The 18,813-nt window shown below is 55.1% G+C and carries 18 protein-coding genes; 9 read left to right on the top strand and 9 right to left on the bottom strand.

Annotated elements, in window-relative coordinates; translation table 11 throughout:
- Nucleotides 1-75 precede the first annotated feature (75 nt).
- Nucleotides 76-567 carry an SH3 domain-containing protein gene (locus PAT9B_RS11765; protein ID WP_190274632.1) on the bottom strand — a complete coding sequence of 164 codons (492 nt, stop codon included), beginning with the start codon at nucleotides 565-567 and terminating at the stop codon, nucleotides 76-78.
- 892 nt (nucleotides 568-1,459) lie between these two features.
- On the opposite strand from PAT9B_RS11765, the gene flhB reads away from it, so the two are divergent.
- Genes flhB through PAT9B_RS11750 form a run of 3 tightly spaced genes read left to right on the top strand, consistent with a single transcriptional unit; the run spans nucleotide 1,460 to nucleotide 5,091 of the window.
- Nucleotides 1,460-2,614 (top strand): flagellar biosynthesis protein FlhB, encoded by a 1,155-nt coding sequence (flhB, locus tag PAT9B_RS11760; RefSeq protein WP_013509486.1) that lies wholly within the window; start codon nucleotides 1,460-1,462, stop codon nucleotides 2,612-2,614.
- Nucleotides 2,607-4,694, top strand: a complete 2,088-nt coding sequence (gene flhA, locus PAT9B_RS11755; protein ID WP_013509485.1) for a flagellar biosynthesis protein FlhA — start codon at nucleotides 2,607-2,609, stop codon at nucleotides 4,692-4,694. Before flhB ends, flhA begins: the two co-directional genes overlap by 8 nt.
- Nucleotide 4,695: 1 nt before the next feature.
- Nucleotides 4,696-5,091, top strand: a complete 396-nt coding sequence (locus PAT9B_RS11750; protein WP_013509484.1) for a flagellar protein FlhE — start codon at nucleotides 4,696-4,698, stop codon at nucleotides 5,089-5,091.
- Between the two features lie 36 nt (nucleotides 5,092-5,127).
- Here PAT9B_RS11750 and argS read toward each other — a convergent pair whose 3' ends face one another.
- Nucleotides 5,128-6,858, bottom strand: coding sequence for an arginine--tRNA ligase (gene argS, locus PAT9B_RS11745; RefSeq protein WP_013509483.1), 1,731 nt, complete (start codon nucleotides 6,856-6,858; stop codon nucleotides 5,128-5,130).
- 178 nt (nucleotides 6,859-7,036) lie between these two features.
- The gene (locus PAT9B_RS31350; protein ID WP_013509482.1) at nucleotides 7,037-7,159 is read right to left on the bottom strand and encodes a hypothetical protein; all 123 of its coding nucleotides are present in this window, start codon (nucleotides 7,157-7,159) and stop codon (nucleotides 7,037-7,039) included.
- 314 nt (nucleotides 7,160-7,473) lie between these two features.
- On the opposite strand from PAT9B_RS31350, the gene PAT9B_RS11740 reads away from it, so the two are divergent.
- Entirely contained in the window at nucleotides 7,474-8,034 is a 561-nt protein-coding gene (locus PAT9B_RS11740) for a VOC family protein (RefSeq protein ID WP_013509481.1), read from the top strand.
- Here PAT9B_RS11740 and PAT9B_RS11735 read toward each other — a convergent pair.
- A complete protein-coding gene (locus PAT9B_RS11735) occupies nucleotides 8,031-9,176 on the bottom strand; it encodes a MalY/PatB family protein (protein ID WP_013509480.1) in 1,146 nt (381 codons plus the stop codon). The genes PAT9B_RS11740 and PAT9B_RS11735 overlap by 4 nt on opposite strands.
- A gap of 86 nt (nucleotides 9,177-9,262) precedes the next feature.
- On the opposite strand from PAT9B_RS11735, the gene cutC reads away from it, so the two are divergent.
- Entirely contained in the window at nucleotides 9,263-10,015 is a 753-nt protein-coding gene (gene cutC / locus PAT9B_RS11730; RefSeq protein ID WP_013509479.1) for a copper homeostasis protein CutC, read from the top strand.
- A gap of 91 nt (nucleotides 10,016-10,106) precedes the next feature.
- On the opposite strand, the gene PAT9B_RS11725 is transcribed toward cutC, so the two are convergent.
- Complete coding sequence (locus PAT9B_RS11725) at nucleotides 10,107-10,295, bottom strand: hypothetical protein (RefSeq protein ID WP_013509478.1); 189 nt, start codon at nucleotides 10,293-10,295, stop codon at nucleotides 10,107-10,109.
- 511 nt (nucleotides 10,296-10,806) lie between these two features.
- On the opposite strand from PAT9B_RS11725, the gene PAT9B_RS11720 reads away from it, so the two are divergent.
- Nucleotides 10,807-11,655, top strand: a complete 849-nt coding sequence (locus PAT9B_RS11720) for a hypothetical protein (RefSeq protein ID WP_013509477.1) — start codon at nucleotides 10,807-10,809, stop codon at nucleotides 11,653-11,655.
- A gap of 79 nt (nucleotides 11,656-11,734) precedes the next feature.
- Here the strand turns inward: PAT9B_RS11720 and PAT9B_RS11715 are convergent, their stop codons facing one another.
- The gene (locus tag PAT9B_RS11715) at nucleotides 11,735-12,832 is read right to left on the bottom strand and encodes a glycerol dehydrogenase (RefSeq protein ID WP_013509476.1); all 1,098 of its coding nucleotides are present in this window, start codon (nucleotides 12,830-12,832) and stop codon (nucleotides 11,735-11,737) included.
- A gap of 175 nt (nucleotides 12,833-13,007) precedes the next feature.
- Between PAT9B_RS11715 and PAT9B_RS11710 the strand changes: the two genes are divergently transcribed.
- A complete protein-coding gene (locus PAT9B_RS11710) occupies nucleotides 13,008-13,628 on the top strand; it encodes a LysE family translocator (protein WP_013509475.1) in 621 nt (206 codons plus the stop codon).
- Between the two features lie 3 nt (nucleotides 13,629-13,631).
- On the opposite strand, the gene cmoB is transcribed toward PAT9B_RS11710, so the two are convergent.
- The 3 genes from cmoB to PAT9B_RS11695 all read right to left on the bottom strand — a co-directional run bounded on the left by cmoB (nucleotide 13,632) and on the right by PAT9B_RS11695 (nucleotide 16,239).
- Nucleotides 13,632-14,600 carry a tRNA 5-methoxyuridine(34)/uridine 5-oxyacetic acid(34) synthase CmoB gene (cmoB, locus tag PAT9B_RS11705; protein WP_013509474.1) on the bottom strand — a complete coding sequence of 323 codons (969 nt, stop codon included), beginning with the start codon at nucleotides 14,598-14,600 and terminating at the stop codon, nucleotides 13,632-13,634.
- A complete protein-coding gene (cmoA, locus tag PAT9B_RS11700) occupies nucleotides 14,597-15,325 on the bottom strand; it encodes a carboxy-S-adenosyl-L-methionine synthase CmoA (protein WP_013509473.1) in 729 nt (242 codons plus the stop codon). Before cmoA ends, cmoB begins: the two co-directional genes overlap by 4 nt.
- A gap of 92 nt (nucleotides 15,326-15,417) precedes the next feature.
- Nucleotides 15,418-16,239 carry a DUF72 domain-containing protein gene (locus PAT9B_RS11695; RefSeq protein ID WP_041525962.1) on the bottom strand — a complete coding sequence of 274 codons (822 nt, stop codon included), beginning with the start codon at nucleotides 16,237-16,239 and terminating at the stop codon, nucleotides 15,418-15,420.
- A 221-nt stretch (nucleotides 16,240-16,460) separates the two neighbouring features.
- Here PAT9B_RS11695 and aspS point away from each other — a divergent pair, with 221 nt between their 5' ends.
- Nucleotides 16,461-18,242, top strand: coding sequence for an aspartate--tRNA ligase (gene aspS, locus PAT9B_RS11690; RefSeq protein WP_013509471.1), 1,782 nt, complete (start codon nucleotides 16,461-16,463; stop codon nucleotides 18,240-18,242).
- A complete protein-coding gene (nudB, locus tag PAT9B_RS11685; protein ID WP_013509470.1) occupies nucleotides 18,242-18,673 on the top strand; it encodes a dihydroneopterin triphosphate diphosphatase in 432 nt (143 codons plus the stop codon). The genes aspS and nudB overlap by 1 nt, the downstream gene beginning before the upstream one ends.
- The last annotated feature ends 140 nt before the right edge of the window (nucleotides 18,674-18,813 follow it).

The following is an 18,813-nucleotide window of genomic DNA, read 5'->3' as shown; positions in this document are numbered from 1 at the left end:
TCTTCCAGGCAATAGTGGAACCCTCTGCCCGCAGAGAGTAAGGCGTCTGCGGGCAATATGCGCCGGATTTCATGTTTAGTCTAAGATCCAGGTCGCGGTATCGTTGGTGCGGCACGCCTTGCTGGCGCCCCCCACGTCAACACAGACCTGTTTGTTGCGGCGGGGACGCGGGCGGTCACTTCTCACGGTGGCATCATAGCGGCTACTCTCGACGCCTGCTTTGGGCGGCACATAACCGATCAACTGCCCCTGGGCTTCATCAGCAATCGCCAGCCAGCTGTGCTCAACCCGGCCCAGCACCTCAAAGGTCTTACCGGTCTCCAGGTAGCGCACCACTTTGCCGCCATAATCAGGCGTAGTCATGATGGATGCGCCGTACAATGCCCGGAAGCTCTCATTGACCGGCGTGAATTCGCCAGGTGCTGCCACCGCATGACGATGAACCAGTTTAACCCCATTGATTTCACTGGTTACCAGGGTGTCATCTGTGACTGGCGGCGGAGGGGCTTTGCAGCCCGCTAACGTGAGCACCGCCAGCAGTGTTAGCACAAGACTTTTGTTCACCATGATCCTCAAATTTCATCAGATTAATTGCATAATGCCTTGCTTTTTACACCGGAAAGCCTTTGCAGACGGGCAGATTATGCAGTGAGAAAGCCATCAAAAAAAACAGTCAGATTACAGAAAGATAGTGCTCCCGTCAGTCTACCTAAGACTTTTGAGAATTCAAACCATTGCACCGTTGGAAATCCCGTGCTACCGGGCAAAATGACCGGATTCGGCGGTGATAAAAAAAGCGTGCGTGTGGGGATAGTTAAGCCAATTTAACTTATTTGTAGCCATTCGGCGCGCCAGCCTGCGTAGCGGCTTTTGGCCGATGTTAGTACCAAAGAAATTTGGTAAATAATATTAATCTATTTTCTGGGGTAAAAAAAGATTGCGGCAGTAAACAATTTTCTTACTTTCAGAATTAACGCGCCGGATTCAGCCAGTGGCAAATCCAGTTCCGGCATGGCTTTTGCTAAGACTTTTACCTAACTGGAAAGGGGGATGTCATGCACAGGGTTGCACAAAATATGTGCGCATTTTGCGTCGGTGTAGTGCGTTGTGGCTGGGGTATTAAGCGTTTCGGCTGATAAATAGCTGAAAAAACAGCCATGCCACCCTGGCACAGCCTTTGCTTTATTCTCCTGACATTGCGCATTTGTTGTGCCCACTGCGGCAGAACGAGTGCTTTGGATAAAGGCGTCCGGCCCCATGCGATTGCAGGTGGAAGGACGCCTTTTTTTATGGCGTTTCTCCGGGGATACGGCTGCATCGGTGGGGCAATCCACCCTGTGCTGCTGCGGCGATTTCCCTTATGGCTAAATAAACTGATATTTTCTCCCCTTAATCCACGCTTTAGCCTCGTCACCTTTTGGCATCCTATGCTCAGAATTCCTGCCAGCAGAGGTATGCCGTGGCTGACGAGAGTAGCGACGAGGACAAAACAGAATCGCCCACAGCGCACCGACTTGAAAAAGCACGGCAAGACGGGCAGATTCCGCGTTCGCGCGAGCTGACATCGTTATTGATGATGCTGTCCGGCATCATGATTTTATGGCTGGGTGGCACCAGCATTGCACGTCGGCTGGCGTCCATGGTGGCGACTGGCTTTCGTTTTGATCATGGCATGGTGACCGATGACAAGGTGATCGTGGCCCATATCAGCAGCCTGATTGGTCAGGCGGTGCTGGCGGTGCTGCCGCTGATGGCCGGACTGGTGCTGGTGGCCATCGCGGCCCCGATGTTGCTGGGGGGGATTGTCATCAGTGGCAAATCCCTCAGTCCGGATTTCACCAAACTCAATCCGTTGAGCGGCCTGAAACGCATGGTGTCGGGGCAGACCTGGGCTGAATTGCTGAAGGCGATCCTCAAAGCGGTGTTAGTGGGGCTGGTGGCGGGTTGGTACATCTGGTCGCACTGGCCTGAGATGCTGCGCTTAATCAGCGAGTCACCGATGAACGCGCTGGAACATGGCATGGACATGATTGCCATCTGTTGCGTGTTGGTGATGCTCGGCTTGATTCCGATGGTGGGCTTCGACGTTTTCTGGCAGCTGTACAGCTACTTCAAAAAGTTACGGATGTCGCGTCAGGATATCCGTGATGAATTCAAACAGCAGGAGGGCGATCCGCACGTCAAAGGGCGTATTCGCCAGGCTATGCGTGCCGCGGCTCGCCGCCGCATGATGGCCGATGTACCCAAGGCGGATGTGATTGTCACCAACCCGACGCACTACTCCGTCGCCCTGCAATATAACGACAAGAAAATGAGCGCACCGAAGGTGATTGCCAAAGGTGCCGGGGAAGTGGCGCTGAAAATTCGTGAACTGGGCAAGGAACATCGCGTCCCGATTCTCGAAGCACCGCCGTTGGCGCGTGCGCTTTACCGCCACACCGAAATTGGTCAGTTCATTCCCGGCGCGCTTTATGCCGCGGTAGCGGAAGTGCTGGCGTGGGTCTGGCAGCTGCGACGCTGGAAGCGTGAAGGCGGCCTGATACCGAAGAAACCTCATAATCTGTCGGTCCCGGCAGAGATGGACATTCCAGGAGAGAACAGAAACGATGGCTAATCTGGCCGAAAAGCTGCGGTTACCGGGCAACTTTAAAGACACACAATGGCAGGTGCTGGCCGGTCCGGTACTGATCATGATGATCCTGTCGATGATGGTGCTGCCGTTGCCGGCGTTCATCCTTGACCTGCTGTTCACCTTTAACATTGCGTTGTCCATTATGGTGCTGCTGGTGGCGATGTTCACCCAGCGCACGCTGGATTTTGCCGCTTTCCCTACCATTCTGCTGTTCTCCACCTTACTGCGCCTCGCGCTGAACGTGGCCTCCACCCGTATCATCCTGCTGGATGGTCATACCGGTGCGGCCGCCGCAGGCCGGGTCGTGGAAGCCTTTGGTCACTTCCTGGTCGGCGGTAACTTCGCCATCGGTATCGTGGTGTTTATCATCCTGGTGATCATCAACTTTATGGTCATCACCAAGGGTGCCGGACGTATCGCCGAAGTGGGAGCGCGTTTCGTCCTCGACGGCATGCCCGGCAAACAGATGGCGATTGACGCCGATCTTAACGCCGGTCTGATCCGTGAAGATGAAGCTAAAAAGCGTCGTGCAGAAGTGACGCAGGAAGCCGACTTCTATGGTTCGATGGACGGTGCCAGTAAGTTTGTGCGTGGTGACGCCATCGCCGGGATCATGATCATGGTGATTAACGTCATCGGTGGTCTGCTGGTCGGGGTGGTACAGCACGGGCTGGATCTGGGACACGCGGCGGAAACCTATACGTTGCTGACCATCGGTGATGGTCTGGTGGCACAGATTCCGGCGCTGGTGATCTCAACCGCTGCTGGTGTCATCGTAACGCGCGTCAGTACCGATCAGGACGTGGGCGAGCAGATGGTCGGGCAACTGTTTAACAATCCGCGTGTACTGATGCTGAGTGGCGGGGTTATCGGGTTGTTGGGTCTGGTGCCGGGCATGCCGAACTTCGTGTTTCTGCTGTTTACCGCCGCGTTGCTGGGACTGGCCTGGTGGTTGCGTGGACGTCAGATGCAGCCGAAGAAACAGCCGGAAGCGTCCAGCGTGGTGAAAAACCAGGAAACGCCAGCGACGGTGGAAGCTTCATGGACCGATGTTCAACTGGAAGATTCGCTGGGCATGGAAGTGGGTTATCGCCTGATTCCGATGGTCGATCACCTGCAAAATGGTGAACTGCTGGGACGTATTCGCAGTATCCGTAAAAAAGTGGCGCAGGAGGTCGGTTTCCTGCCACCGGTGGTGCATATTCGTGACAACATGGAACTGCCGCCAGCGCGCTATCGTATTCTGATGAAAGGGGTCGAGATCGGCAGCGGTGATGCCTATCCGGGACGCTGGATGGCGATCAACCCGGGTACGGCCGCCGGTACATTGCCGGGTGAAGCTACCGTCGATCCGGCGTTTGGGCTGGCAGCGATCTGGATTGACAGTGCCCTGAAAGAACAGGCACAGATTCAGGGCTTCACGGTGGTGGAAGCCAGCACCGTGGTGGCGACGCACCTGAATCACCTGATTGGCCAATACGCCAGCGAGCTGTTCGGTCGTCAGGAAGCGCAACAACTGCTGGATCGTGTGACGCAGGAAATGCCGAAACTGACCGAAGATCTGGTGCCGGGCGTGATCACCCTGACCACGTTGCACAAGGTGTTGCAGAACCTGCTGACCGAACGTGTGTCGATTCGCGATATGCGTACCATTATCGAAACCCTGGCGGAACATGCTCCGGTACAAACCGATGCGCAGGAACTGACCAGCGTGGTGCGTGTGGCACTGGGCCGCGCCATTACGCAGCAGTGGTTCCCGGGCAATGGTGAAGTACAGGTGATTGGTCTGGATGCCACACTGGAACGTCTGCTGTTGCAGGCCTTGCAGGGGGGGGGTGGTCTTGAACCGGGCCTGGCTGACCGTCTGTTGCATCAGGCACAGGATGCGCTGCAACGCCAGGAGATGCTGGGTGCACCGCCGGTGCTGCTGGTTAACCATCCGCTGCGCGCATTACTGGCACGCTTCCTGCGCCGTAATCTGCCGCAACTGGTGGTGCTGTCCAATATGGAGCTGACTGATAACCGTCAGATCCGTATGACGGCCACCATTGGAGGCAAATAAGATGCGTCGGGTATGGCCGGGTTTGTTCCTGCTGCTGCCCCTGTGGGCGGTGGCCGCCGACGGCGCGTGGCATGCCAGCGTCAGTGGACCGAGCCTCGGGGCGCGTGGCAATTGGGCCAGTTCGCCGCCGCTGCGCGCATCAGGTACGGTACAGGGCTTTATCTCTCAGGTTAGCTGGCGATATAAGCTGAGTCGTCCGGCCCCGTCCGGGCTGGTCGTGCGCTTGTGTGCCAACCAACGCTGCGTGTTGCTGGATGGTGCCAGCGGCACCACCCGCGGTTTGGCGCATGTGGCTGCGGATGAAACCCTGCATTTGGCGTTTGGCTTTAATGGCAAAGGGGCGGTGCCACCGGGTTTACGGGTGGTCAGCAGCGAAGTGACGGTGAATTATCAGTAGCCATTAAAAAACCCGCCATCTGGCGGGTTTTTGGTGTTACATACGTTCGACGGTTTTAATACCGAGGGTATCGAGGCCCTGCTTCAGGGTTTTCGCCGTGAGCGCCGCCAGTTGCAGGCGACTGTTGCGTACCTGCTCCTCTTCTGCCGTCAGAATCGGGCAGTGTTCATAGAAGCCAGAGAACAGGCCTGCCAGGTCGTAAAGATACGCACACATCACATGCGGCGTACCATCGCGTGCCACCTGAGTGATCACATCTTCGAATTGCAGCAGGCGGGTTGCCAGTTGCGCTTCACGCTCCTCAGACAAGACGATCTCGCCTTGCAGGCTGTCGGCAGCGATACCCGCTTTGCGGAATACCGACAGGACACGGGTGTAGGCATACTGCATATAAGGCGCAGTGTTACCTTCGAAGGCCAGCATGTTATCCCAGTCGAAAATGTAATCGGTGGTGCGGCTTTTTGACAGGTCGGCATATTTCACCGCACCAATGCCCACCACTTCCGCCAGCGCCTGCAATTCGTCGCTGGACATCTCCGGGTTTTTCTCGCTGACCAGCGCCAGGGCGCGTTCAACCGCTTCGTCCAGCAAGTCGGCCAGTTTGATGGTGCCGCCACTGCGGGTTTTGAACGGACGGCCATCTTTACCCAGCATCATGCCGAACGCGTGGTGCTCAAGCGGGACAGATTCCGGCACGTAACCGGCTTTACGCACGATGGTCCAGGCCTGTTGCAGGTGCTGATGCTGACGTGAATCGATGTAGTACAGCACGCGGTCGGCATGCAGGGTTTCGTAACGGTATTTCGCACAGGCAATGTCGGTGGTGGTGTAGAGGTAACCGCCATCTTTCTTCTGCACGATCACGCCCATCGGTTCACCTTCCTTGTTTTTAAACTCATCAAGGAACACCACGGTGGCACCTTCGCTGATCACCGCCAGACCTTTTTCTTTCAGGTCAGCGACGATGCCCGGCAGCATGTCGTTGTACAGGCTTTCACCCATCACATCTTTACGCGTCAGGGTGACGTTCAGGCGGTCATACACTTTCTGGTTCTGACTCATGGTGATGTCGACCAGTTTCTTCCACATGGTGCGGCAATATTCATCACCACCCTGCAATTTCACCACATAGCCACGGGCGCGCTCGGCAAAGGCTTCATCTTCGTCATAGGTGCGTTTGGCTTCACGGTAGAAGGCTTCGAGATCGGCCAGCGCGATATCTTCATGATGTTCGCTCTGCTGCTTCTCCAGATACGCAATCAACATACCGAACTGCGTACCCCAGTCACCGACGTGGTTAGCACGAATCACATGATGGCCGAGGAACTCCAGGGTACGCACCGCAGCATCACCAATGATGGTGGAACGGACGTGACCGACGTGCATCTCTTTGGCGACGTTCGGCGCAGAATAGTCGATGACGATGGTCTGCGCTGCCACGCTGCTGACACCAAGGCGCGGTAACGTCAGGGCCTGGGCTGCCTGATCGGCCAGCCACTGGCGATCGAGGAAAATGTTGATGAAGCCAGGGCCCGCGATTTCAACCTTGCTGGCAATACCCTGCAAATCGAGATGCTGGATCACCTGTTCAGCCAGCTGACGCGGTGCCTGACCGAGCTTTTTCGCCACGGCCATGATACCGTTCGCCTGGTAGTCGCCGAATTGCACTTTCGCGGACTGACGGACCTGTGGTTCGCAATCGACAGGCGCACCTGCCGCGATCATTGCCTGACCGACTTTGTCGGAAAGAAGAGCCTGAATATTCACCGCGTTACCTTCATATGCTGAAATAGCCCGCCTGCCATGTGCGAGCCGATGTCGTCATCCCGCAGAGTCGTTTTCGGGCTGGCGGGACGGAAAAAATAAGAGGGGAAGTATACGTGAAATGTTAGAGTGCGTCAGCTATCGGATCTAGCCGGAAAGAGACAGGAAACTCCAGCGCCGATTAACGGCGCCGTTGAAAGCGACGAGGATTTTTGACGCTTTTGTCTTCACGCACCTTCCAGTGGCGGGAAATAGCAAATCCCATCAATGCAATCAGGACCGCGACAACAATGAGCATAGACATAGAGCCATTCCTTTTATTTGTGTAGCCACAAATTTATAAGAAAGGATTTCAGGCTGCAATTGTTCGCAGGCTAAATAAGACTTATCTCATTGTATTAATTATTGTTATATTAAACATGTCGTTAAGGTACTTTCATAAAGTAAAAACTGGACCTGTGCCTGCGATTAATCCTAATTCAAAGGCGCTTTTATGCGGTTTTACGGGGTTTTGGCGGCTAAATCAGATGATTCCGACTATTTTGCCGTGAGAAGTTCTGCAAAAGCAATGTGCTGGATTGATTAAAATATTTAAACTAATAGCGAGGTAATAGACGCATGGCGATGATTTTTCCTTCAGAACTGAAGGATTTGGAACAGGACCTGCTGCGCTTTGAAGTGGCATTGCAGCAATTTGCTGAACGTTTAGGGTTGCAGTTGAGCGAGCATGACGCCGACCATGTGGCGGTTCGCTGCCACCAATACGCGACGGCAGAGCGCTGGAAACAGGGGTTGCTGCAAATCGGTAGCCAGTTCTCTGAAGCGATGATCAACGGTCGTCCGATTTGTTTGTTCAAACTGCACCAACCGCTGCAACTGGCAGGATGGCAAATTGATGTGATTGAGCTGCCGTGGCCGGGAGAAAAACTGTATCGCCACGAAGGCTGGGAACATGTGGAAATTGTCCTGGAGGGTGAACCGGAAACGTTGGGGATGCGTGCCATGGCACTGCTGGCTGATGAGGCACTGACCCAGCCGGGTATTTCGTTTAAAACCAGCGCACCGCAGGGAGAAAACGAGCGTCTGCCCAATCCGACCCTGGCGGTAACGGATGGGCAAACGACCATCAAATTTCACCCCTGGCGGCTGGAAGAGATTGTCGCCAGCGAGCAGAATTAAGGCCGTGCTGCAACCGCCCGTTGCAGCCGGACCAGCGCTTCCTCCAGCGTGGCTCGGGTACAGCCAAAGTTGAAACGGACAAAACGGTCATCACCAAAGTCGCGTCCCGGTGAGAACCCCAGTCCGTGCTGTTCAAAAAAGCTTGCAGGATTATCGACGCCAAGCTGACTGGCATCAATCCAGCCGAGGTAAGTCGCTTCAGGGGCTACCATACTCAGCCCCGGTAGCGCATTGACCTGTTCCACCAGCCGGTCGCGGTTGGCACGCAGATAGTCGATCTGTGCGGCCAGCCAGTCATCTCCTCCACGCCAGGCGGCTTCGGCTGCCACTAACGCCAGAATATCCACCCCAGGCACAATCCCTTGCCGCGTTCGTTTAAAACGTGTGCGCAGCTCCGGGTTGGGAATGATCGCCATCGAAGCACCAAGACCGGCAATGTTGAAGGTTTTGGAAGGGGAGATGAGGGTAATGCTGCGCTGCGCCGCATCTTCGCTCAGGGCAGCAAACGGGATGTGCTCGACACCGGGGGTGAGGATCAGATCGCAGTGGATTTCATCGGAGCAGACGATCAAATCATGCTGTTGAGCAAAGGCCAATTGCGCCAGCAGTTCAGCACGGCGATAGGCGGTGCCACCAGGATTTTGTGGATTACACAGCATCAGCAAACGTTCATTGCCCTGCAATCTTTCACTGGCAGTGTGCAGATCCATAAGCCAGCGCTGACCTTCTAATCGGAGCGGCAGGTGTACCTGTCCGCGTTCAGCCAGCTTTGCGGCCGCGCGAAACGGCGGATAAATCGGGTCAGGCGCGACGGTAGCTTGCCCGTGGTCGGTAAATGCACGGACCGAAAGATTGAGGCCGCTCACCACACCGGGCAGCAGGACGATCCACTCGGGCTGGATCCGCCAGCCATAACGCTGCTCAAGACGAGAAATGGTTATATCAATCAATCCATCAGGGGTGTCGCCATAGCCAAAAACACCGTGTTCAGCGCGCTGTTTTATCGCAGAGATAATGCATTCAGGGGAGCGAAAATCGGTATCGGCAACCCATAATGGCAGCACATCCTGATCGCCATATTTGTGCCATTTCAAACTATCGCTGTGACGACGGTCTATCCATTGGTCAAAATTGAATGCCATAGTAAGTTTTCCACGTAAACTGTCTCCAACGAGCAGACTAACTTAAGCAATCTTCCCGAGCCAGATGTCATGTAAAGGAGAAAAGTATGACGAAACTGGAAATATGCTGCTATGGCATCGACTGTGCAATGACTGCGCAGCTGTCCGGTGCTGATCGTCTGGAGCTGTGCAGCGCACCGCGCGAAGGCGGATTAACCCCATCAGCCGGTGTACTGGAAGCCGTGCGGCGTGAAATCACCATTCCGGTTCACCCCATTGTCCGGCCGCGCGGTGGCGATTTTTGTTACACCGATCGTGAGTTCGAAACCATGAAATCGGATGTGGCGCTGATGCGCGAACTGGGTTTTCCGGGGCTGGTCATTGGTATGCTGGATGAAGATGCGCATGTCGATATTCCCCGCATGCGGCAAATTATGGCGTTGTGTGACGGAATGGCGGTAACCTTCCATCGCGCCTTCGACCTGTGCCATAGCCCCAAACGTGCACTCGACGTGCTGAGTGATTTGGGCATTGCACGGATACTCACCTCGGGTCAGCAGCAAAGCGCAGAAACCGGAATTCCATTATTACGGGAACTAAATGAACACAGCCGTGGTCCAATCATTATGGCAGGGGCTGGTGTCCGTTTAAGCAACCTGCAAAAGTTTCTCGACAGTGGTTTGCAGGAAGTGCACAGCTCTGCCAGCCGCTTAGTGGCTTCGCCGATGCGCTACCGTAAAGCGGGTGTGTCGATGTGTTCAGAAGCGGAAACTGATGAATTCAGTCGCTATTGCGTTGATGGTGATGTGGTGGAAGCTATGAAAAGCATGATGCAAATGAACAGCGTCCGGGTCGCCTGAAATCGCACCATTTTTGCCGCACAACACGCCGTTCGCATGACGTGATGTTTGCAAGTACCAAACCCCAGTCTTCTTGCTGGGGTTCTTTTTATCAAAAGCGTTTCAGCGACTGCTCATAAATATCAATGGCCGTCGCGATGATAGCCGCCTGCGACACCCCGCTATCACTGGCCAGCAACTCGATACGATCGATAGTTTGCAACGGCAGTTTATAGGTCTTCGGTTTAACTCCGCGTTTCTCGTCGCTGCGCTTCTGAATATCACTTGCTGATTGAATCATGCTCAACCCCTTAGTATCGAGTCAGGTAAGGTAGGGTAATACTTGTTTTATTAAGATTGCCTTGGGAGTGTAGAAGATCGTCCTTAAGAGTAATCTTATGATTAACCAAACTATAGCCGCTTAATCGGGCTTGACTTTATTCATAAGAGTTCAAATGTACGCGGTTGCAGCAAATGCAGCGGGGATCACGAAAGTGACATTTCCGTTGAAAAAATGGGGTTAAGTAATTAAATCAAAGTATAAATAAACTTTTGCGCTGCGTAAGTTGGCCTTATGCGGTGAATCCCCCTGTGCGGCGGGGCAAAGCCAAGGTTTCTGACGTGTCATGCGGGCCGGGATTCAGGCTAATCCGGCTCACCGGGAGGCACCCGGCACCGCACCTCATGCAATTTCAAACAGTTAATCAACGCAATCCGTCCTCGCCATGACAGGAGCAACTTTTTACCGGGCCATAGCGCATCGGGGAAAAAGATGCTTACATTGAAGCTAAGGCTATTCACGGATAACCATCATGAAATCCATCCCTTGTGCCGTTTTACTGCTGCTTTTACCGCTCAGTGGCGCTGCGTTGGCCGTCAGCACGCAATGTCCTCCGCTGAGCAAAAATATCACCAATAGCAACAACTGGATCATGCTGGGCGGCAACGCCAAAGGTGCAGTACGCCAGGTCATTGCCGGTGAGTTTGGCAAAGATGTGGATTCGCAAAAACGGATTCTGGGTCAGTTTGACCCCTGTGGCGATTTGATGGTGGCGGATATCACTTATGATAAAAGCGAAAGCAATGTGGTACTGAGCATGGAACAGCACATTGCGCGGGTGCAGGGAGGCTGGGTGGCTGAATACGCTTATCTGGTCAAGGTGTTGAAACAGGGCAAAGAAGTGGTGGTGGACAATCGCCAGGGGACCATCAACTGGCAGATGGGGCAGCGCGGCAACATTATCAGCGCCTCCGATAAATTTACCAGCATGGGCAAAGAGGGGTTTACCGACACCACTTATCGCTATGACAAGCACTTCCGGCTGGAGCGCAGTATCGCGCGCGGCAGCGATGCGCTGACCAATGGCGAAAGTGTCTACAACTGGAATCCGCAGGGTCTGGTGACCAGTGCCACCAGCGCCCGCAGCAAAGATACTTACACCTATGATAACCAATGGCGTGAGCTACGGCTGAACGGTACGGCCAGCACGCCCGTCAGTACCATCCGTTCTGTTGATGAATGTCAGCTCTGGGATGATGTCGGCAACTGCACGCTTAGCTATCTGCATGAAACGGAGGTGTTTGAGAAAGGCACCATCGAGCGCCACCTGAGTTCGGCGTATAAATATCAGTATTGGGATAAGCCAACGGAAGAACAGTAATTGCCCCTAACGTAGCGGCGCGATTTATCGCGCAATGCAGGAATAATCCGCGCGATAAATCGCGCCGCTACGCAATAACTTATTTCACGGTTTTGCTGAATGCATCGACTGCCAGGATGGCGTTAGCGATATCTTCCGGCGAAAGATGCGGGTTGAGGTTTTTTAGTGTGTCTCCCTCGCTATTGGCCAGTGCCCCTACGCGCACCAGATTCTCCCAGCTTTCATTCTCCAGATGCACTTCCTTCAGCGTGGTAGGCATGTTGATCGCGCGATAGAAGCGAATGTAGCGCGCAATTTCCTCATCCGGGCGTTGTTCCAGCACCATCTGCGTTAGCGTACCGTAAGCGACTTTCTCGCCGTGCGTCAGATGATGGATATCCCCCTCAATAGCGGTAAAGCCATTATGAATGGCATGCGCACCCGCCAGCCCCGCATTTTCAAAACCCAAACCAGAAAGCAGGGTATTGGCTTCTACTACGGCTTCCACCGCAGGCGTCACGCGTTTCTCCGCCACGGCGGTATAAGCACTGAAACCCCAGGTCAGCAGCGTCTCTTCACAGGCGCGGGCGATAGCCAGACCGGCGATAGTCGGATCGCCATTGACCATGGATTTGGCATGCGAACGCAGCACGGCCTGGGCTTCCACCCAGGTGGCGAGGCCATCAGCAATGCCGGAAGCGAACAGACGCGCAGGTGCAGCGGCGCAGACGGCGGTATCGACCAGTACCAGATCCGGGTTTTTGCTGTAGAAGCGATAGCTCTCAAACACGCCACTGTCGGAGTAGATCACGGAAAGCGCGCTACAAGGGGCATCGGTCGAGGCGACCGTTGGGACGATGGCGACTGGCAGCTTCAGTTCATCGGCTACGGCTTTCACCGTATCCAGCGTTTTACCACCGCCCAGCCCGACGATCACATTACTGCCTTGAGACTGCGCCAGTTGCGTCAGACGGTTGATCTCATTGCTGGAGGCCTCACCCTTAAACGCCTGGCGACTGAACTCGACACTGGCGGCTTTTAGGGTGTGCTGTGTCCGTTCGCCAATCAGCTGCCAGACAATATCATCGGCCACCAAAAAGGCGTGATGACCCAGCTCAGCGATATACGCGCCCAGTTCATCCAGTACACCCGCGCCTTGTACATACTTCCGTGGTGAAGAGAAAATAAACTTGCTCATAGCCATAACTCCTTTGGGTTAGAAAAGAGACTGGCAACACACTGACATAGATAGATGACGGCAATTTAACCTTTGGTGGCAAGTTGATAATCATTCTCAGTTACTTACGGAAGGTAACTATCGTGTTCCCGCATGCACCGCGTTAAGATGAACGCCAATTTACCGGGAGCGCGCCATGACGTTACTGATTTCATTTCTGTTTGCCATCACCATTCTCACCTTAACCCCAGGTTTCGATACCGCATTGGTGCTGCGCACCGCTGCGGCACAGGGTTGGCAACGCGCATCGGCCACGGCGTTGGGTGTGACCCTGGGTTGTCTGGCGTGGGGCGTGATGGTGGGGTTGGGATTGGGCGCGCTGCTGTTGGCGTCAGAAATGGCCTATAACCTGCTGAAGTGGGTGGGGGCAGCATATTTGCTGTGGCTGGGGGTGAAATTGCTGTTACATCCGCGCACCCACGCGGAAGAGGGCCAGCTCAGCGCCAGCAAAGAACAAAGCTTTTTCGCCTGCTTTGCGCGCGGACTTCTGGGCAATATGTTGAACCCCAAAGTCGGCGTGTTCTATGTCACCTTTCTACCGCAATTTATTCCTGCCGGTGCCTCCGTGCCGCTGTGGTGTACCCTGATGGCGCTGACCCATATGGCGATTGGCCTGGTGTGGAATGCGGTGCTGATTGGCGGCAGCCACTATTTTGCGGCTCATTTGCGCCGTCCGGCGGTGATTAAAGTGATGGACCGTCTGACCGGTTGCGTGTTTATCGGCTTCGCCGCGAAGCTGGCGCTGTCGCGGCGTTAAGGTTTACGGCTTGCGTGCCACCAACACGGCACGCAACGGGGCCGGATAGCCTTCCACCGTTTTGCTGCTGTCGTTGGGATCAAGGAATTCGGCCAGTGATTCACTGGTCATCCAGTCGGTACGTCGCTGTTCTTCCACCGAGGTGAGGGCGTGATCGGCGATGCGCACATCAACGAAACCACACTTTTCCAGCCAGCTTTTCAGCGCGGCGGCGGACGGAATAAAGTAAACATTACGCATCTGCGCATAGCGTTCGCCAGGCACCAGCACCGCGTTCTCATCCCCTTCAATCACCAGCGTTTCCAGCACCAACTCACCCTCGCTGACTAACTGATTTTTCAGCTGCAACAGATGGTCCAGAGGTGAGCGACGGTGATACAACACCCCCATGGAGAACACGGTATCGAACGCCTGTAGCGCCGGGAGTTGCTCAATGCCAAGCGGCAGCAGATGTGCACGGCGATCGTCGCCCAGCAGTTTGCGCACCGCTTCGAACTGGCACAGGAACAGCTGCATCGGGTCAATCCCCACCACCAGCTGTGCACCGGCACCAATCATGCGCCACATGTGGTAACCGCTGCCGCAGCCGACATCCAGCACGGTACGGCCCGCCAGCGGGGAGATGTGCGGCAACACGCGCTGCCACTTCCAGTCCGAACGCCATTCGGTATCGATCTCGGTGCCATACAGGGAATACGGCCCTTTGCGCCACGGCAGCAAATTACGCAGCAGTTTTTCAATCCCGGCACGTTGACGCTCGGTCAAATCATCCCGCTGCGCGCTGACGCTGTGGAGCAAATCAAGCTGCTGTGGCACCAGCGCCGGAAGGTGTTCGACCGATTTTTCCCAGTTGCGAAAATGGCCGTGCAAATTTTCTCGCTGCCAGGCAGCAACCTGAGCCGGTAAGACTTCCAGCCAACTGGCCAGCGGGCCGGTGGCGATTTGTTGATAAAACCTGCCAAAATCAATCATTTCAGCGCCACCAGTGAGCCAAAGTTAAAGCACTGGAACCACAGCTCCGCATGACCGAAACCGGCCTGTTTCAGCCGGGCCTTGTGGGTTTCGACGCTGTCAGTCAACATCACGTTTTCCAGCATGCTGCGCTTCTGGCTGATCTCCAGCTCGCTGTAGCCATTGGCACGCTTAAAGTCGTGGTGCATGTTAAACAGCAATTCACCCACTTCAGCATCCTCAAAACTGAACTTCTCAGACAGCACCAGTGCACCACCCGGATTCAGGCCCTGAGCGATTTTCTCCAGCAGCAGCACGCGCGCATCCGGTTCAAGGAATTGCAGGGTAAAGTTCAGCACCACCAGCGAGGCATTCTCGATGGGGATATCGCGGATATCCGCTTCTAACACCTGTACTGGCGTATCGGCACGAAAGGCGTCGATATGACGACGGCAGCGTTCCACCATCGCGGGCGAGTTGTCGACCGCAATGATCTGACAGCCCGGGACATGAATATTGCGGCGCACCGAAAGGGTCGCCGCACCGAGTGAACAGCCGAGATCGTAAACCTGGCTATTGGGCTGCACAAAGCGTTCTGCCAGCATGCCAATCATCGAAATGATGTTGGAATAACCGGGGATCGAGCGCTGAACCATATCAGGAAAGACTTCAGCCACGCGCTCGTCAAAGGTCCAGTCACCCAATTTATTGATGGGTGCGGAAAATAGCGTATCGCGGTCAGACATAATGAAATATCCGGAGAGAAAACGGAAAGGGCGCTATTCTGGCAGAAACTGTCGCAGGCTGCACCCGTTTCCCATGAGTGTAGCCTGCGCGATCAGAACAGGCTTGATTGCTGCGGCCAGACCGGCAGGGGAGATAAACGTGGTTCGAGCTGTTGTAGCTGCGGCCACAGTGCCTGAATCAGCGGAAACACCTCGCCCATATCCGGGGTATGGATAAACAGCAGCGGGTCGCTCTCCGCCAGCCATTCCGGCAATTTGCGCTGCCATGGCTGAAACAGTGGCAGGCTTTCGGTCACGCTGTCGCTACCGATAAACCGCACCATCGGTTGTTGGCCGGTACGTACCGCATGGGGGGGTACGCGTGGTTTTTTTCTGCGCGCCTCAATGGCGGCAGCAGTTTGCGATTGGGAGGCATGTACCGGGCGGCTATCGAGGATTACCCGGTTCACGCCACGCTGTTGCAGGCCACGGTTCAGGGCGCGTTCTGCTTCACCTTTGGCAAAGAACGCAGCATGGCGCACTTCCACGCCATAGCGGAAGCGACGTGGCAGACTGTCGATAAATCGCCACAAATCAGGCAATTGCGCGGGTGAAAAGGCGGCGGGCAATTGCAGCCAGTATTGGCCGATGCGATGGGCTAACGGGTCCAGCAGGCGGAAAAATTCGGTCAGCAGGTCATCGCACTGGCGTAACGCTGCCTGATGGCTGATGCTGGCAGGGAATTTAAAACAGAAGCGAAAGTCGTCGTGCGTCATGTCATGCCAGCGCATCACCACTTCCGGCTTCGGTAACGCATAAAGCGTGGTATTACCTTCGACACAATCGAACAGTTGCGCGTAATCCGCCAATGTCTCCAGGCCAAATTGTTTCCAGTGCGGATGTTGCCACTGCGGCAAACCAATACGTAGCGTCAAAAACGAACTCCAGACGGTAAAATCCGCCACAGGTTACCTTGTTTTCGCAACCATGGGATAACAACCTGTGACAAAAGCAGATGTTTTGTCAGCTTTGGCGCGGCTCTACTTATCCTGTCTGGCTTTTTCCATTATAATAGCCGCCTTTTTTGCGGCAGCATCTCAGAAGGTTACGCGGCCTGATGCTGTCAGCTGCAGCGGCGAAGTTAAAAGGATACGTTATGCGTACAGAATATTGCGGACAGCTCAATCTGTCTCATGTGGGTCAGCAAGTCACTCTTTGCGGCTGGGTAAACCGCCGTCGCGATCTGGGTAGCCTGATTTTTATCGATATGCGCGATCGTGAAGGCATCGTCCAGGTGTTTTTCGATCCCGATCGTCAGGAGGCTTTCCAGCTGGCGTCTGAGCTGCGTAACGAATTCTGTATTCAGATCACTGGCACCGTGCGTGCACGTGATGAGAAGAATAAAAACAGCGACATGGCGACCGGCGAGATCGAGATCTTTGCCCACGAGCTGAACATCATTAACCGTGCTGAGCCGCTGCCGCTTGACTCCAACCAGGTCAACAGCGAAGAAGCACGCTTAAAATATCGTTACCTTGACCTGCGTCGTCCGGAAATGGCACAGCGTCTGAAAACCCGTGCGAAAATCACCAGCTTCGTGCGCCGCTTTATGGACGGCGAAGGTTTCCTCGATATCGAAACCCCGATGCTGACCAAAGCCACCCCGGAAGGCGCGCGTGACTACCTGGTACCGAGCCGTGTTCACAAGGGCAAGTTCTACGCGCTGCCGCAGTCACCTCAGCTGTTCAAACAGCTGCTGATGATGTCCGGTTTTGACCGCTACTATCAGATCGTAAAATGCTTCCGCGACGAAGACCTGCGTGCTGACCGTCAGCCAGAATTTACCCAGATCGACGTGGAAACCTCCTTCATGACTGCCGAACAGGTACGTGAAGTGATGGAACGTCTGATTCGTGAACTGTGGCTGGATATCAAAGGCGTTGACCTGGGCAACTTCCCGCAAATGACCTTCGCCGAAGCGATGCGTCGTTATGGTTCCGACAAGCCAGACCTGCGTAACCCGATGGAGCTGGTGGACGTTGCTGACCTGCTGAAAAACGTTGAGTTCCAGGTATTCTCTGGCCCGGCGAATGACGCAAAAGGCCGCGTTGCTGCGCTGCGCGTGCCGGGTGGTGCCACCCTGAGCCGTAAGCAGATCGATGAATACGGTAAATTTGTTGAGATCTATGGCGCGAAAGGCCTGGCGTGGATGAAGGTCAATGAGCTGGCCAAAGGTTTCGACGGCGTGCAAAGCCCGGTCGCGAAGTTCCTGAACGCAGAGATTGTCGCCGCGATCCTGGAGCGCACCGGTGCCCAGGATGGTGATGTGATCTTCTTTGGTGCTGACCGCGCCAAAGTGGTATCCGATGCGCTGGGTGCGCTGCGTCTGAAAGTGGGTCGTGATCTGCAAATCACTAATGACAAAGCCTGGGCTCCGCTGTGGGTGATCGACTTCCCGATGTTCGAAGCGGATGACGAAGGCGGTCTGGCGGCGATGCACCATCCGTTCACCTCGCCGAAAGAGATGACGGCGTCAGAGCTGGCGGCGAACCCGGAGCAGGCGATTGCCAATGCCTATGACATGGTGATCAACGGTTATGAAGTGGGCGGCGGTTCGGTGCGTATCCACAACGGCAACATGCAGCAAGCGGTGTTCAGCATCCTCGGTATTGCTGAAGATGAACAGCGCGAGAAATTCGGCTTCCTGCTGGATGCGCTGAAGTTCGGCACACCGCCGCATGCTGGTCTGGCGTTCGGTCTGGACCGTGTCACCATGCTGCTGACGGGCACCGACAACATCCGTGATGTTATCGCCTTCCCGAAAACCACTGCGGCGGCCTGTCTGATGACCGAAGCGCCAAGCGAAGCCAACCCGGCAGCGCTGGCGGATCTGGGGATTCAGCTGGCACCGAAGAAAGACAAGCTTGAGAATAAATAATGGGCTATAAGCATCCGGTTTCGGTTCTGGTGGTGATTTTTGCTCAGGACTCGGGCCGGGTGCTAATGCTGCAACGCCGTGATGACGAAAGCTTCTGGCAATCGGTCACCGGCAGCCTCGAAGCGGGAGAAACGCCGCTTCAGGCCGCACAGCGTGAAGTGCAGGAAGAACTGGCGATTGATGTGGTGAGCGAACAGCTGGCGCTGGTGGATTGCCACAAACAGATCGAGTTTGAGATCTTCCCACACTACCGCCATCGCTATGCACCGGGTACCACCCACAACCGCGAGCACTGGTTCCGGTTGGCACTGCCCGCCGAGCGTGAGGTGATCCTCAGCGAACACCTCGCCGCGCGCTGGCTGGCTCCGGCTGATGCAGCAGCCCTGACCAAGTCCTGGAGTAACCGCCAGGCAATTGAAGAATTTATCTGAATGCCAGCCGCCGCGCGTTTTTCCGGCGGCAAATTCTTTAAGATTTTTATTTATTCGATGCGGTTTAACTGCATTGCAGACTTAATCAATCGGGCGTTATCGGCGCAGCGAGGTTGTTCACCGCCAGCAAGATAGCCCGT

Origin of the sequence: Pantoea sp. At-9b (assembly GCF_000175935.2) — a bacterium.
GTDB lineage: Bacteria > Pseudomonadota > Gammaproteobacteria > Enterobacterales > Enterobacteriaceae > Pantoea.
This window is presented reverse-complemented; position numbering and strand designations above follow the sequence as displayed.